The organism is Actinomyces sp. S6-Spd3 (genome assembly GCF_000758755.1).
In the GTDB taxonomy this organism is placed as follows: Bacteria; Actinomycetota; Actinomycetes; order Actinomycetales; family Actinomycetaceae; genus Pauljensenia.
This window is the reverse complement of sequence record NZ_JRMV01000276.1, coordinates 70,390-84,377: the sequence shown is the minus strand read 5'-3', so window position 1 is coordinate 84,377 and position 13,988 is coordinate 70,390. Positions and strand designations below refer to the sequence as shown.

Here is a 13,988-nt window from a genome sequence, read left to right as displayed (position 1 = left end):
CTACGGTGCGTCTGCCCAGTCTGTGACGCGCCATCATATGCTGTTCTATGAGAAGCTGTGCGTGGTTGACTCGCGGCAAACTATCGAGGCTGGCAGGATAAAAGAGTGAGCGAAGAACACACCTCATCAGATACACAGCCTCAAGACTTCCACGATCATTTGCTTTTGCAGGCATTCGCATGGGATTTGCCTGCTGATCAGAGCTTGTGGAGGACGATTGCTGCTACGGCACACGACCTTGCGGAGCTGGGGATTGAAGGAGTTTGGCTTCCCCCCGCGTACAAGGGCTATAAAGGGCGCGAGGACGTTGGATACGGCGTCTACGACATGTATGACCTGGGTGAGTTCGATCAAAAAGGAAGCATCGCCACGAAGTACGGCACGAAGGATGAATACCTCGCAGCCATCGATGCTCTCCACGAGGCGGGGATCCACGTCATTGCCGATATCGTCTTTAACCATCGTCTAGGCGGCGATGAAACTGAGGAAGTTCGAGCGCGCAGGGTTGATCCGGGGAACCGAATTCAGGTGATCTCCGATGAAGAAACGATCCGGGCGTGGACCCGTTTCACCTTCCCAGGCCGGGCAGGAACCTACTCTGATTTCCAGTGGGATTCGCAGTGTTTCAACGGTATCGATTGGGACGAAAACACCAAGACCAATGCCGTGTGGCTTTTTGATGGCAAAGAATGGGATCCAACTGCGGGCGAGGAGCTGGGCAACTACGACTACCTCATGGGTTGCGATGTTGACGTTTCCTCACCGCAGGTCAATGAAGAATTGGACCGTTGGGGCCGCTGGTACGTTGAGACAACGGGAATTGATGCCCTGCGTTTGGATGCCGTCAAACACATCGGTTCAGATTTCTTTGCGCGTTGGCTGCCGGACTTACGCGCAGCGACCGGCAAGATGCTTCCTGCAGTAGGGGAATATTGGAGCTACGACGTGGGACAGTTGTGCGCTTACCTAGACCGAGTCCCCGATGTTGCACTCTTTGACGTCCCCTTGCACTTCCATTTTCACGAGGCCTCCGTCTCAGACGGAAACTTTGATCTTTCGCAGCTCTATTCGAATACTCTGGTTGCTGCGCGCGCCCAAAATGCGGTGACTTTCGTTGAAAACCATGACACTCAACCGGGACAATCACTGGAATCGACCGTTGCCCCCTGGTTCAAGCTCTCTGCTTATGCTTTGATTCTTTTCCGCGATAGCGGGGTTCCCTGCGTTTTCTGGGGAGATCTTTTGGGCAGTGGGGATATGCTCCCCGCAGTGCGCGAGCTTCCCTTCCTCATGCAAGCCCGAAAGACCGCGGCTCAAGGCCCGCAATTTGATGCTTTCGATAATCCCGACGTGGTTGGTTTTGCTCGACAGGGCATTGAAGGGGACCCCTCGACAGGCTGTGCAGTTGTTCTATCGGATCGTCTTGCTGGTGAGAAACGTTTGTTCCTTGGAAAGTGGCGCGCCGGCGAAAACTGGGTGTGCGCGATCGGTGAACACCCCTTCGTTGTTATTGACGAGGACGGGTGGGCGACCTTCCCCGTCTCCGATGGTGGCCTTTCCGTCTACTTCCCCGAGGCCGCGCATCTTTAACCCCGCGCAACTATCGGGGGAGGGAAGGGGGAGGCAAACCCCTACTTGGCCTCGTCAGCGGAGGTGAGGAGGACGGGGGAGGGGCGAAGGTTCCGCATCCCATTCCACACGAGGTTGACGACGTGGGAAGCGACGTCTTCCTTACTCATCCGGCGCTCATCAAGCCACCATTGGCCCACCTGTGCAATCAAACCTACAAGCATCTGCGCGTACAGGGGAGCCCACTTGGGGCTCATATTCGCCTGAGAAAACTGGTTTGCAAGCAGGTGCTCGACCTTGATCGCGATGTCACCCATGAGGGATGAAAACGACCCGGAAGTAGAATTTTGTGGCGCATCGCGCACAAGAATTCGGAAACCATCCGAATTCGATTCAATGTAGCTCAGCAATGCAAGCGCGGAGTCTTCGAGGATCATACGCGGCCGTTTTTGGGAATCGAGGGCGGCTTCAAGGGCGCTCATGAGAGCGTGAACTTCGCGGTCGACGATGACGGCGTACAGGCCTTCTTTTCCGCCAAAATGCTCATAAATGACGGGCTTGGAAATCTTGGCTTGAGAGGCAATTTCTTCGACGCTTGTCCCGTCGAATCCTTTTGAAGCAAAAGTCTTTCGCCCGACAGCAACAAGTTGCTCTCGGCGGGCAAAACCGCTCATGCGCATTCGTTTCTCGGCCATGTCTTAACCGTACACGTTCAAGTCGCCTGGGGTTCTAGATGCCAAGACGGGTGTGTTTATGGCACAATCTATGTGTCCTTCCGCCTTGGTGTAACGGCAGCACAGAGGTTTTTGGTGCCTTTAGTCTAGGTTCGAATCCTAGGGGCGGAGCTCAATGTGAGCGCGCGTGAAAGGGCGACATGACTACTCCCACTGCAGTGATTGTTCTGGCCGCAGGCGCTGGGACACGCATGAAGTCCTCTCTTCCCAAAGTCGTTCATCCTGTCATGGGATTATCGATGATCGGGCACGCCCTCCGCGCTGGAGCCGGTACGGATCCCGATCATTTAGTCGCAGTCGTACGCCACCAGCGTGACCTTGTTGCCGATGAAATCCTTCGCAATAACCCCGACGCCATCATCGCGGATCAAGACGACATCCCTGGAACTGGGCGTGCAGTTCAGTGTGCTTTGGATGAACTTCTGAGGCGTGGCCACAGCCTCAAGGGAACGATTCTTGTCACATACGGCGATGTTCCAATGCTTGATGCAGCCACTCTCAATGACCTCGTTGCCTCTCATGATGAACGTGGTGCAACTGTTTCTGTGCTGACAACGATTGTCGAAGATCCGACCGGCTATGGCCGCATTGTTCGAGACGGCGCAAGTGGCGACGTCTGCCGCATCGTCGAGCAGAAAGATGCCACAGAAGAAGAGCGTGCGATCTGTGAAATCAACGCAGGAATCTACGCTTTCGATGGGGAGTTCTTACGCGATGCCCTCATGCATGTGGGGACAAATAACAAACAGGGCGAGGTCTATCTCACCGATGTTCTTGCGCAGGCCTACCGGGCTGATTGCGTAACAAACGGCGTTGTTCTTGACGACCAATGGATGGCGCAGGGTTGCAATGACCGTGTTCAGCTTGCGGAATTGGCCGCGGAAATGAACCGCCGAATTTGTCGTGAGCACATGCGTGCGGGAGTATCCATCGTGGATCCCGCCTCAACATGGATCGAATGTGATGTCCGCATTGAAGCGGATACAACGATCCACCCACATACTGTTCTTCGCGGTCAGACAACGATCGCGTCGGGTTGTGAAATCGGCCCGGGAACAACACTGACAAATGCGCTGGTCGGCCCGGGTTGTCGGGTCCCTTCGTCGTGGGTCAGTGACACACACCTTGAAGGGGATACCATAGTAACGCCTTTCACTTTGATCGAACGGTGAACAGGAAACTGCTCGACGAGTGAGGTCCGTATAAACGGGGAGGACAAACCGCATGACGGGGCTGGTGACCAGCGGAGAAAAGCGTCTGGTTCTTGTATCAGGTCGAGCACACATGGAGCTCGCTCAACAAGTTGGCGAAGAATTGCACTGCGGAGTTTCTCCGACGACTGCATATGACTTTGCCAGCGGTGAAACCTACGTTCGTTTCAATGAGTCGGTGCGCGGTGCGGATGTTTTCGTCTTGCAGTCACACACCGGTGAAGTGAATAAGTGGCTGATGGAACAGCTTTTGATGATCGATGCAGCCAAGCGAGCATCGGCAAAGCGTATTACCGCAGTTGCTCCCTATTACCCCTACGCGCGCCAGGATAAGAAACACCTGGGGCGCGAACCTATTTCTGCACGCCTCATCGCAGACCTCTTCAAGACCGCTGGTGCAGACCGCGTAATGAGCGTCGACCTGCATGCCTCGCAGGAACAGGGTTTCTTTGATGGCCCGGTTGATCACCTGTGGGCGATGCCTGTGCTGGTTGACTACGTGCGTTCCCGCGTTGATCTGAGCAACGTCTGCATGGTTTCCCCGGATGCTGGTCGAATCCGCGTTGCCGAGAAGTGGTCCGCGAAGCTGGGCGGTTGCCCGCTGGCCTTTGTCCACAAGACTCGTGACACCACGCGCCCCAATGTTGCCGTCGCTAACCGCGTCGTTGGTGATGTTGCGGGTAAGCAGTGCGTGCTGGTCGATGACATGATCGACACCGCTGGCACCATTTCCGAGGCCGTCAAGGTCGTCATGAACGCTGGCGCTTCCTCGGTCATCGTTGCTGCAACGCACGGCATTCTGTCCGATCCGGCTGCACAGCGTCTCTCTGAGTGCGGTGCCAGCGAAGTGATCGTCACCGACACCTTGCCGATTGCTCCGGAAAAGCGTTTCGACAAGTTGACCGTTTTGCCCATTGCACCGCTTCTCGCGCGCGCAATTCGTGAAGTTTTCGACGACGGATCGGTCACATCTTTGTTCGACGGGGTCGCCTGAAACCGTTAAACGCGCTATCCTAGCTAGGTTGCTCCGGCGAGGGCGCGAAAGCGCCGTTATCGACAGGGCTTTCTGTAGGATTCCTCCTTCAGATTCCTAGCGCCGGTGCGTGGAATGAACTATTTGAAGGAGGCTCTCATGAGCAACCCCACGCTGGTCGCACAGACCCGTAGCGAATTTGGTAAGGGTGCAGCACGTCGCGCACGTCGTGCAGGCTTGGTTCCCGGTGTTCTTTACGGACACGGCGATGCCCCCCTTCACGTTGATCTCCCCGGTCACGAGCTCTTCCTGGCCGTCCGTGGCCAGAAGAACGCTCTGGTCGAGCTGGTCATCGAAGGCAAGAAGCACCTTGCTCTGGTGAAGGAAGTTCAGCGTCACCCCGTTTCCCGCAACCTGCTCCACGCAGACTTCCTGGCCGTTAAGGCCGGCGAGCTCGTTGACGTCGAGGTTCCGGTTTCCATCATTGGCGAGCCCGCCCCCGGCACCCAGCACACTCAGGAAGAGTTCGCACTGCTGGTCAAGGCTCCCGCCACCTCCATCCCTGAGTCCATCGAGGTCGACATCACCGGTGTCGAGGCCGGAACCGCAGTTCGCGTTGCCGACGTGACCTTCCCCAAGGGCGTTGTCTCCGAGCTCGATCCCGAGACCGTCGTTGTTACGGTCAGCGAAGAGGTTGTCGAAGAAGAGGAAGAGGCAGCTCCCGCCGAGGAAGCAGCCGAATCTGCCGAGTGATCTCACTGTGTTTTCGGGAGGCTCGCCCCTAGGGGCGAGCCTCCCGTTTATTACACTGAATGGTATGAAGCGCGTGCACGTTATTATTCCCGCGGGTGGAGTGGGCTCTAGGCTGTGGCCCCTCTCGCGTAAAGACCGACCGAAGTTCCTTCTTGACCTTCGAATGAGCGGGAAGAGCCTCCTGCAAGAAACTATTGACCGCCTCGATCCTATGGCGCAGTCTTTTACGATCGTCACTGGTAAAGCGCACGAAGAAGCAGTGCGCGCTCAGATTCCCCAGGGGCGCGATATCACTGTCTTGGTTGAGCCCCAAGGGCGAGATTCCATGCCTGCTATTGGCTTTGCCGCTTACATTATTCGACAGCGTTTTGGCGATGACGCGCCGATTGCTTCCTTCGCAGCCGACCACGCGATCAGTCATCCCGATGTTCTTCTCTCCAGCGTCAGTCGCGCCCTCGATTGTGCTGAGCGTGGTTACGTTGTTACCGTTGGTCTTTCTCCCTCGAACCCATCAACAGCCTACGGTTACATTGCTCCGGGAGATCCTTTCGATCAGAATCAACCAGAAAACGGAGCTATTGTCAGTTCCTTCGTCGAAAAGCCCGATGAGCAAACCGCCCGAAGCTACGTTGAAGCGGGATATCTGTGGAATGCGGGAATGTTCATCATGACTGCGGGGACTCTTGCGCGTCGTCTTGCTCAATTCCATCCGGATATGGCCCTCCACCTCAGCAAGATTGCCGAGGCGTGGGGGAGTGCGGACTTTGACGCGGCTTTGGATGAGCATTGGCCGCTGCTGACGAAGATCGCCATCGATCATGCGATTGCCGAGCCTTTGTCGCTTGAAGGGGGCGTTGCCGTTGTTCCAGCTCGCGACATGGGGTGGACAGATGTCGGTGACTTTGATGCTCTCGCCGATATCAGCCCTAAAGGTGAGGCTCTGCGCATTGATTCTCCCCAAACTTTTGTCCGTTCGATGACCGGACAGAAGATCGTTTTGGTTGGTGCTGAGAATCTTGCGGTGATTGCAACGCAGGACGCAATTCTTGTTGTTGATCGAAATCGTGCCCAGGACGTGAAGAAAGTTGTCGATTCCCTGTCTCAGAATGGGCAAGCCGAGCTCCTTTAAGATGAAAGACATGACCAGACACTCTTCAGCGCGTCTCCTGGCCGCGACCACTGCGGTTCTTCTTCTTGGAGCATGCTCGTCGCAGTCCTCTCCTTCGTCGGCTTCGCCGAAGATCTGTGGGATCTCCGATGCTTCCGGGTGGGACTCTAACGCCTCGCAAACTCCCGCCAAACGGGCAATTGCACAGGCGGCCTCGGAGATTGGAGGAGAAACGACACTGGCGACGGGCGCGGGGGAGCTTAAAGGTCTCCTTGAGGATGGCTGCACGATCATCGTTTCAGAAGGCCAGGGGATTGCCGAGGCCACGACTCAGGCTGCGCACAAGTACTCGAAAGTGCGCTTTATTGCGGTCGATTCAGATTTCGTCGCTGGTGGGAAGCCCAGCGAGGTGAGCAATGGCAAGGTTGTCGCCTCGAAAGCAACACAGGGGGCGTATCTCGCGGGCTACGCAACAGCCGGAATGACGACAACGGGAACGATCGCCGGCTTTGGGGGAGTTGAAACCAGTGAGCGCCAAGCACTGATGGATGCTTTCATGCAGGGAATCGACGCCTACAACCAGGCGTACGGAACCTCAATTCGTTTTCTCGGATGGGATCCGACGCGCCTGAAGGGGACATTCACCGGGAGCGACGATGAATCCAGCATCAAAGATGCGGCCATGAAAGCCTTGAGCGGCGGTGCGGATATTCTTGTTCCTTTTGCCGACGCAGGGAATCAGGGGGCTCTTCGCGCTCTTGAAGAAGCAGGAAATAACTCTGCCCAAAGGCTCGTCTGGATGGGGGATGGGGCTCCGACGAATTCAGCCCAGATCATCACCGCTGTGTCGACGTTGACCAAGGACCACCTGAGCGAGGCAATTACGGCTGCACGCGGAAGCGAATTTTCCTCTCAGGCGGTCATTGATTCTCTTGATAATAACGGGGTTGTTCTGGCGCCATTTGCTGCCCACGAGGCGCTGATGACTCCGGAACTGAAGGATGCGCTTGCTACCATGCGTCAGCAGATGATCACTGGCGAGCTCGTCATTTCCACTCCTTTTGACCCACTGATCTTCGCCCAGAAAAAGTAGAGGACACCATGGATACTCCCAATCCGCAGACTTCCTATCGCCGAGGCCCCGTGATCCTTCGCGGAGGAAAGATCCCTCACGAAACTTCCGATGCTGGGCTCTTGCGGAGCCAATCTTCCGCAGATTGGCTGCACGAAGATCCGTGGCGGGTTTTGCGTATTCAATCCGAGTTCGTCGAGGGTTTTGGTGCGCTGGCTGATTTAGGACCTGCGGTGTCGGTTTTTGGATCGGCTCGTACACCTGCGGGCAGTGGAGATTGGGAGAAGGCACACACCATTGGTTCGCTCCTGGTTAGCTCTGGCTACGCGGTCATTACAGGTGGCGGCCCGGGGATCATGGAGGCCGCAAACCGTGGAGCTTGGGAAGCTGGCGGAAGCTCTGTGGGTCTTGGAATTGAGCTTCCTCATGAACAGGGAATGAACGAATGGGTCAATATCGGCGTGAACTTCCGATATTTCTTCGCCCGCAAGACCATGTTCATGAAGTATTCGTCGGGCTTCATCGTCATGCCCGGAGGCTTTGGAACAATGGATGAGCTTTTCGAAGCCGCGACCCTGGTTCAGACGGGAAAGGTCAAGTCCTTCCCGATTGTGTTGGTCGGTCGAGACTATTGGGGCGGGCTGGTTGAATGGATTAATTCAACGATGCGTGCGTCGGGAATGCTCTCCGATGAAGACCCGGAACTGCTCCACGTCGTAGATAGCGCCGAAGAAGCAGTGGAAAGAGTAGTTGGACACGAGTAGTTCACATCCCTACTAAAATAGGTCGTTCCCGGTAGAATATAAGTGTTTAAATACCGATCTTTCGGAAGGGAAACGGACATGGCAGCTATGAAGCCGCGGACCGGTGACGGTCCTTTAGAGGCAGAAAAAGAAGGTCGTGGGATTGTCATGCGTATTCCCAGCGAAGGCGGCGGACGCCTCGTGATTGAACTCAGTGCAGATGAAGCGAAGGAACTCGCCCAAGCGCTAGCAAACGCTCTGTGAGATCTCCAGGGCCTGCGCCAAATTTAAACTTCCCACATATAGTGCTTTTCCAACGATTGCGCCCTCGACATAGCCCTCGCGTGTGAGGGTACGGATATCGTCTAAGTGGCGGATTCCGCCCGAAGCAACAAGATCAGCGCGTGTTCTCGCCCGTAGATCTCTCAGGAGTTCTACGGGCGGTCCCATAAGCGCTCCATCCCTTTTCTTCTCGGTAACGATGTAGCGCCTTGCTCCGGCGCGCTCAAGGCGGGCGCACACGCTCCACACGTCTCCCACATCGCCTTCGCAAGCGCGCGGACGAATACGCCCCTCTTCGACGTCGATGCAGATGTTGAGACGCTCCCCAAAATGAGCGATGAGCGAGGCAACTTCATCAAGATCGGCCAGGGCCTGAGAGGCCAGATTGACCCGATCAGCTCCTGCGCTTAGCGCACTTTCGATATCCTCCCCGCCTTTAACTCCACCAGACCATTCAATATGGCACGGATTTCGGGCGCTCCACCGCTGAACCTGCGCAATGAGATCGCCCAGTACCTCAGCATTATTTCCGCGCCCGAAAGCCGCATCAATATCAACGAGGTGGATCCAGCGCGCCCCGCAATCGATGAACTCGCGGGCGATACGAATTGGATCTACACCGGCCGCCCCCTCACGTCCATCCGCATTGCGGTGAGTGAGGGCGAGGCCGGATGCAATATCCAGGGCGGGAAGGATATCCATGACTAGCGCACGCCCCCGCGTGCGGTCGCTTCACGCATGGGCGCAAAGAAATCGCGAAGCTCTGAAAGGAGAGCATTCATCGCGGGAGAAGAGTCTTGACCTTCCTGCGCGATGACCTCGGCCGCATGCTGGGCAATAATGCGAACGATCGCGGAACCAGAAATCGCTCCATCGGCTCCCGCTTCAATTGCGGCGCGCACGTGTTCGGGGCGGGAAATCCCAAAGCCCAAGAGCACCGGCGCTGCGGCCTGCTCGCGCAAGGTCGCTACGGCCTCGTGGAGGCCGACGGTCGAGGCCTCATGATCGGCGCCGGTTACTCCCACGCGCGAAACCGCATACACATACCCGCGGGCCGAACGCGCGACATCGCTGAGGGTACGTGGGGAGGCCGAAGGCGGCGCAATGTAGACGCTATCGACGCCGCAGGCAAGGGCCGCCTTGCTGAAAGGATCACCCTCGCGGATTGGCACATCGGGGATGAGGACCGAATCCACTCCGACCTCGGCGCAGCGCGCATAGAAACGCTCAATACCGATGGAGAAAGGAACATTCGCGTAGACGAGCAGGCCGATAGGAAGCTCGGGGTGAGCTGCGCGAATGCGGCCCAAGATCGCGAAAGACTCCTCGAAGCCGATTCCGGCATTGAGAGCACGCAGGTGAGCTTCCTGGATGACGACACCATCAGCGACCGGATCGGAGAAGGGAATACCCAATTCCAAAGCGTCCGCACCATCGGCAATGAGGGCCTCGATAATTGCTTCGCAGGCGCTAGCCGTGGGATCTCCGAGCATCACGAAGGGGACGATCGCCCCGCGCCCCTCAGTCGCGCAGCGCTCGAACATGGATTCGTAGCGGGTCATCGCTCCTCCTTGGGGGTCGAAAGGTCATAGGAATGAGTCCTGTGGGTTCCTGAGCCTGCTCGCGCCTGCGCGACTAATTCAGCTGCGCGTGCAACCGCGCCATCGCGCGAGAAAGAACCACCAAGGCGCTCGCGCACCTGATCGAGGTCCTTATCTCCGCGACCAGATAGGCACACGAGAAGTCGGGGAGTGTGGCCCTGGGGGACATCCAGTCCGGCAGTTGTCCCCTTTGCCTCAAGGTCGGCAGCCATCTTCAAGGCGTAAGCCAGAGCATGCGAGGACTCCATTGCGGGGATAATTCCCTCGTGGCGCGACAAAGCAATGAAAGCTTCGACCGCTTCCTCGTCGGTAATTCCCACATAGTTCGCGCGCCCACTTGCCGACAGATAGGCATGTTGGGGACCGACTCCCGGGTAATCTAGGCCTGCCGAAATTGAGTAGGACTCTTCGACTTGGCCCTCATCGGTACGCATGAGGTAGGAACGCGCACCGTGGAGGACACCGACCTTTCCTTCATGGATTGCTGCGCCGTGGTGGCCGCTATCCAGTCCCTCACCCGCGGGTTCCACACCGTAGAGGGCAACGGAGGGATCATCGATGAAATCGGCGAACATTCCGATCGCATTGGAACCACCGCCGACACAGGCGATGACTGCGTCGGGAAGTCCCCCGGTCATAGCGAGCATCTGTGCGCGCGCCTCGGTGGAAATGATGCGGTGGAATTCACGAACGATCGTTGGGAAGGGGTGCGGGCCGGCTGCAGTTCCCAGGAGATAGTGGGAGGTCGCAAAAGTCGCTGTCCAGTCGCGCAAGGCCTCGTTGACGGCGTCCTTGAGGGTACCGCTGCCCGCAGTCACCGGAACGACGGTGGCGCCCATGAGCTCCATGCGTTCAACATTGGGTGCCTGACGAACAACGTCAACTGCGCCCATGTAGATCGTGCATTCCAAGCCGAGGAGTGCGCAGACCATTGCGGTTGCGGTGCCGTGCTGGCCAGCCCCTGTTTCAGCGATGATGCGCGTCTTTCCCATGCGCTTGGCAAGTAATGCTTGGCCGAGGACCTGGTTACCCTTGTGCGCACCACCGTGGACGAGGTCTTCTCGCTTGAGGAAGATCCGCGCTGCTCCGCCGGACAGGTTACGCAGTTCCGTGACCGGGGTGGGGCGACCTAGGAAGTGGTGCAAAAGCGTGTTGATCTCTTCGATGAAGCTGGGATCATCGATTGCTTCGATGAAGGCTTCTTCGAGTTGGTCAAGAGCTGGGATGAGGAGCTCGGGGACGTACTGTCCGCCGAAATCTCCGAAGTAGGGGGAAAGCTTTGTGGGGTGCTCTCCCGAGGCCATGGCCGCGCCTTCGCTAGCGCCGAGGCGTTCGCTTGAGTACGGTTCCCATGACGTTGAGCGTGCCTGGGCTTCGTAGTATGCCTGACCAGCGCTGGGAACGCCGCCTGTGATCTCCCATGCCGCGTGAGCGGGATCGGCAGAACCAGAAAGGTGAGAACCAACCAGCAGGGCATCAACGTAGGGGGCAAGATCGTCAACGTCGCTGCGAGAGTTCACACCCGATTCGCCGACAATGACCGCCCCAGCAGGAGCCAGGGGAGCAAGCGCGCGAGTATGTGCCTTGTCAATGTTGAGTGTGCGCAGATCCCGGTTGTTGATACCAATAATTCGCGCGCCCAATAGCTGTGCGCGACGCATATCGTCTTCAGTGTCGACCTCGGTGAGCACATCCATTCCCAAACGAAGCGCTGCCAAGGAAAGCTCGCGATAGGCCTCGTCATCAAGAACGCTCAACATGAGCAAGACAGCGTCCGCGCCGTGCACTCGCGCCGCGGTGATCTGGATTGGATCAATGACGAAGTCCTTGCACAAGACCGGCTGAGTGGCTTCGGGGCGCACCTCGTCGATGTCCTCGAAGCGACCGTTGAAACGATCGGGTTCGGTGAGTACACTGATCGCCGCAGCGTAGGGAGCATATGCGCGAGCCAGGAGACGCGGAGAATACGTCCCCTCGATGATTGTCCCCAGAGTCGGGGAAGCTGACTTGCACTCCATGATGATGGCCGGGCCGCTGGGGCGCGCCTCGATGCCGTTTTCGCCCAGGGTACGGGTGCGCAGGGCATCCTCGAGAGAGCACTCGGATCGAGGAAGCGTGAGGGGATCAATGTCCCCGTAGGCCTCGTAGAGTTCGGGAAGGCGCGTGCGGCGCGCTGCAACCAAGGAATCAAGGACTGTTCCGGTGGCGCGCAGGCGCTGTGAGATCGGGGAGAAAGCGTGCTGGCTCATTGTTGCTCCTGCGTCTTCAATTCTTGTGCGGTTGAAGCAATCGTCTTCAGGTGCTCGGCAACTGCACCACTGGTGAGCTGGGCGAGTGCAGCGGCGGTTCCTTCGTTCAAGGAAGGAGCTTTTCCAGCCAAATAGAGCATGGCTCCCGTCGTTGCAGCAATCGCATCGCGTTGAGCAGGAATGCCCGAACCGTTGAAAATATCAGTGATGAGGCGAAGATTATCGCTCGCATCTCCACCAATCAGATCCGACAAGGGCGCGGGAGTGATCCCCAGTTCTTCTGGGGTATAGGTGAAGGAAGAGACCCCCTCACGAGTAATCTCTCGGACTTCCGTCTGTCCATGAACAGCGAACTCGTCGGTTCCACTTCCGTGAACAACCAGAGCATGTTCGAGTCCAAGGGAAGCCAGAGCCTGCGCGACATCGTCGAGGAGCTCGCGCTTGCCAACGCCCAGAACCTGATAGGACAGGTGGGCGGGGTTCACCAAGGGACCGATGAGATTAAAGATCGTCGGGTTCTTGAGCGCGGCACGCACCGGGGCGACGAAACGCATTGCGGGGTGGTACTTCTGTGCGAAGAGGAAGCAAAAGCCAGTGCGCTCAAGGAGCTGCGCCGAAGAAGCGGGGGAGAGATCCAGAGGAATTCCTGCAGCCTCAATGAGGTCGGCTGCTCCCGCCTTTGAGGACACCGCACGGTTTCCGTGCTTGGCGACCTTTAATCCCATGGATGCTGCGACGAAGGCCGAGGCCGTGGAGACGTTGATCGTGCCCACGCCGTCGCCGCCCGTGCCCACCACATCGATAATGCCGGTGGCATCGGTGGAGAAGCTCTGTGCTGCCTGTCGGAAGGCCTCGGCGGCACCCGCGATTTCGCTGGGCTGCTCGCCACGAGCGTGAAGTGCCCCAAGGAAAGCCGCGATTTCAATATCACTGAGCTCGCCGCGCGACATCTGTTCGAATACGCTTCGAGCCTGTTCCTGGTCCAAAACAGCACCATTTAACGCGTGGCGCAGGTAAGACTCACTCATGAGAACTCCTTGAAATCGAGGGTGAAAGTGTCAGATCAGCCAAGAGTCCGCGCAAAAGGAGCGGTCCGGCAGGGGTCAGGATAGATTCGGGATGGAATTGCAGGCCGATGCACGGAGCACTGCGGTGACGCGCGGCCATGACGATTCCATCATGGGTGTGGGCCAGTGAAATCAAAGACTCGGGAAGGCTTCGGGTTCCCAGCGAGTGATAGCGGGCAATCGAGATATAGCCGTGTGTGGCCTCGTCGCCGGGGCGGGGCGCTTCAGCGATAGCAGAAAATGACGGGTCTTCGATCCCGGCCTCGGTGAGTTCTACGCGGTCAGTGCGCCCGTGGGTTGCGCCAACCGGGGCAACGACTCCGCCACAGGCCTCGACCATTGCCTGGAATCCCAAACAAATGCCCAAGGTTGGGATTTTCTCTTGCAGAGCCACGTCAAGGATTTCCATCATGTGCCCGGCCTGGCGCGGGTGTCCCGGGCCGGGGGAGAGAATCAAGAGCGGGCGTTCGCCCGCAGCGCGTTCTTCGGCGGTCGGCTCAAGCGCATCACGCAGCGTAGCTACAGGAGTTGTATTGCGGAAGACCTGTACTCCAGCCTCGCGAGCCGTCAGGTCAACTAGGTTGTAGACGAAAGAATCGCGGTTATCGACGAAAATGACGCGCACT

General features: G+C 57.7%; 14 protein-coding genes and 1 tRNA gene. 9 read left to right on the top strand and 6 right to left on the bottom strand.

Annotated elements, in window-relative coordinates; all coding sequences use genetic code 11:
- Positions 1–105 precede the first annotated feature (105 nt).
- On the top strand, positions 106–1,590 hold the full coding sequence (locus HMPREF1627_RS05585; protein WP_034501829.1) for an alpha-amylase: 1,485 nt from the start codon (positions 106–108) through the stop codon (positions 1,588–1,590).
- Between the two features lie 41 nt (positions 1,591–1,631).
- Here HMPREF1627_RS05585 and HMPREF1627_RS05580 read toward each other — a convergent pair whose 3' ends face one another.
- Complete coding sequence (locus tag HMPREF1627_RS05580; protein ID WP_034501825.1) at positions 1,632–2,264, bottom strand: TetR/AcrR family transcriptional regulator; 633 nt, start codon at positions 2,262–2,264, stop codon at positions 1,632–1,634.
- Between the two features lie 79 nt (positions 2,265–2,343).
- Between HMPREF1627_RS05580 and HMPREF1627_RS05575 the strand changes: the two genes are divergently transcribed.
- From HMPREF1627_RS05575 to HMPREF1627_RS10180, 8 genes are all read left to right on the top strand, one after another.
- Positions 2,344–2,414 (top strand) — tRNA-Gln (locus HMPREF1627_RS05575).
- A 29-nt stretch (positions 2,415–2,443) separates the two neighbouring features.
- The gene (locus HMPREF1627_RS05570; protein WP_034501823.1) at positions 2,444–3,475 is read left to right on the top strand and encodes a bifunctional N-acetylglucosamine-1-phosphate uridyltransferase/glucosamine-1-phosphate acetyltransferase; all 1,032 of its coding nucleotides are present in this window, start codon (positions 2,444–2,446) and stop codon (positions 3,473–3,475) included.
- Between the two features lie 52 nt (positions 3,476–3,527).
- The gene (locus HMPREF1627_RS05565) at positions 3,528–4,508 is read left to right on the top strand and encodes a ribose-phosphate diphosphokinase (protein WP_034501819.1); all 981 of its coding nucleotides are present in this window, start codon (positions 3,528–3,530) and stop codon (positions 4,506–4,508) included.
- A 138-nt stretch (positions 4,509–4,646) separates the two neighbouring features.
- Positions 4,647–5,240: a 50S ribosomal protein L25/general stress protein Ctc gene (locus HMPREF1627_RS05560; protein ID WP_034501815.1), complete on the top strand. Its 594-nt coding sequence runs from the start codon at positions 4,647–4,649 to the stop codon at positions 5,238–5,240.
- Positions 5,241–5,304: 64 nt separating this feature from the next.
- Positions 5,305–6,369, top strand: a complete 1,065-nt coding sequence (locus HMPREF1627_RS05555) for a mannose-1-phosphate guanylyltransferase (RefSeq protein ID WP_034501812.1) — start codon at positions 5,305–5,307, stop codon at positions 6,367–6,369.
- A 10-nt stretch (positions 6,370–6,379) separates the two neighbouring features.
- A complete protein-coding gene (locus HMPREF1627_RS05550) occupies positions 6,380–7,441 on the top strand; it encodes a BMP family lipoprotein (protein WP_034501991.1) in 1,062 nt (353 codons plus the stop codon).
- Between the two features lie 8 nt (positions 7,442–7,449).
- Positions 7,450–8,184, top strand: coding sequence for a TIGR00730 family Rossman fold protein (locus HMPREF1627_RS05545; RefSeq protein WP_034501810.1), 735 nt, complete (start codon positions 7,450–7,452; stop codon positions 8,182–8,184).
- A gap of 78 nt (positions 8,185–8,262) precedes the next feature.
- A complete protein-coding gene (locus HMPREF1627_RS10180) occupies positions 8,263–8,427 on the top strand; it encodes a DUF3117 domain-containing protein (RefSeq protein ID WP_081940769.1) in 165 nt (54 codons plus the stop codon).
- Here the strand turns inward: HMPREF1627_RS10180 and HMPREF1627_RS05540 are convergent.
- From HMPREF1627_RS05540 to HMPREF1627_RS05520, 5 genes are read right to left on the bottom strand one after another with little or no spacing between them, the layout of a single operon-like run.
- On the bottom strand, positions 8,410–9,147 hold the full coding sequence (locus HMPREF1627_RS05540) for a HisA/HisF-related TIM barrel protein (protein WP_034501807.1): 738 nt from the start codon (positions 9,145–9,147) through the stop codon (positions 8,410–8,412). The two genes, HMPREF1627_RS10180 and HMPREF1627_RS05540, sit on opposite strands and share 18 nt — an antisense overlap.
- Before the next feature lie 2 nt (positions 9,148–9,149).
- Positions 9,150–10,007, bottom strand: a complete 858-nt coding sequence (gene trpA / locus HMPREF1627_RS05535; RefSeq protein ID WP_034501805.1) for a tryptophan synthase subunit alpha — start codon at positions 10,005–10,007, stop codon at positions 9,150–9,152.
- Entirely contained in the window at positions 10,004–12,295 is a 2,292-nt protein-coding gene (gene trpB / locus HMPREF1627_RS05530) for a tryptophan synthase subunit beta (RefSeq protein WP_034501802.1), read from the bottom strand. Before trpB ends, trpA begins: the two co-directional genes overlap by 4 nt.
- Positions 12,292–13,323 (bottom strand): anthranilate phosphoribosyltransferase, encoded by a 1,032-nt coding sequence (gene trpD, locus HMPREF1627_RS05525; protein WP_034501799.1) that lies wholly within the window; start codon positions 13,321–13,323, stop codon positions 12,292–12,294. Before trpD ends, trpB begins: the two co-directional genes overlap by 4 nt.
- The gene (locus HMPREF1627_RS05520; protein ID WP_034501797.1) at positions 13,316–13,987 is read right to left on the bottom strand and encodes an anthranilate synthase component II; all 672 of its coding nucleotides are present in this window, start codon (positions 13,985–13,987) and stop codon (positions 13,316–13,318) included. Before HMPREF1627_RS05520 ends, trpD begins: the two co-directional genes overlap by 8 nt.
- Position 13,988 lies beyond the last annotated feature (1 nt).

Bases quoted from the DNA above. Each gene is read 5' to 3' on its own strand.
- HMPREF1627_RS05580 (WP_034501825.1), bottom strand. From the start codon at position 2,264: ATGGCCGAGAAACGAATGCGCATGAGCGGTTTTGCCCGCCGAGAGCAA.
- HMPREF1627_RS05570 (WP_034501823.1), top strand. From the start codon at position 2,444: ATGACTACTCCCACTGCAGTGATTGTTCTGGCCGCAGGCGCTGGGACA.
- HMPREF1627_RS05565 (WP_034501819.1), top strand. From the start codon at position 3,528: ATGACGGGGCTGGTGACCAGCGGAGAAAAGCGTCTGGTTCTTGTATCA.
- HMPREF1627_RS05560 (WP_034501815.1), top strand. From the start codon at position 4,647: ATGAGCAACCCCACGCTGGTCGCACAGACCCGTAGCGAATTTGGTAAG.
- HMPREF1627_RS05555 (WP_034501812.1), top strand. From the start codon at position 5,305: ATGAAGCGCGTGCACGTTATTATTCCCGCGGGTGGAGTGGGCTCTAGG.
- HMPREF1627_RS05550 (WP_034501991.1), top strand. From the start codon at position 6,380: ATGACCAGACACTCTTCAGCGCGTCTCCTGGCCGCGACCACTGCGGTT.
- HMPREF1627_RS05545 (WP_034501810.1), top strand. From the start codon at position 7,450: ATGGATACTCCCAATCCGCAGACTTCCTATCGCCGAGGCCCCGTGATC.
- HMPREF1627_RS10180 (WP_081940769.1), top strand. From the start codon at position 8,263: ATGGCAGCTATGAAGCCGCGGACCGGTGACGGTCCTTTAGAGGCAGAA.
- HMPREF1627_RS05540 (WP_034501807.1), bottom strand. From the start codon at position 9,147: ATGGATATCCTTCCCGCCCTGGATATTGCATCCGGCCTCGCCCTCACT.
- trpA (WP_034501805.1), bottom strand. From the start codon at position 10,007: ATGACCCGCTACGAATCCATGTTCGAGCGCTGCGCGACTGAGGGGCGC.
- trpB (WP_034501802.1), bottom strand. From the start codon at position 12,295: ATGAGCCAGCACGCTTTCTCCCCGATCTCACAGCGCCTGCGCGCCACC.
- trpD (WP_034501799.1), bottom strand. From the start codon at position 13,323: ATGAGTGAGTCTTACCTGCGCCACGCGTTAAATGGTGCTGTTTTGGAC.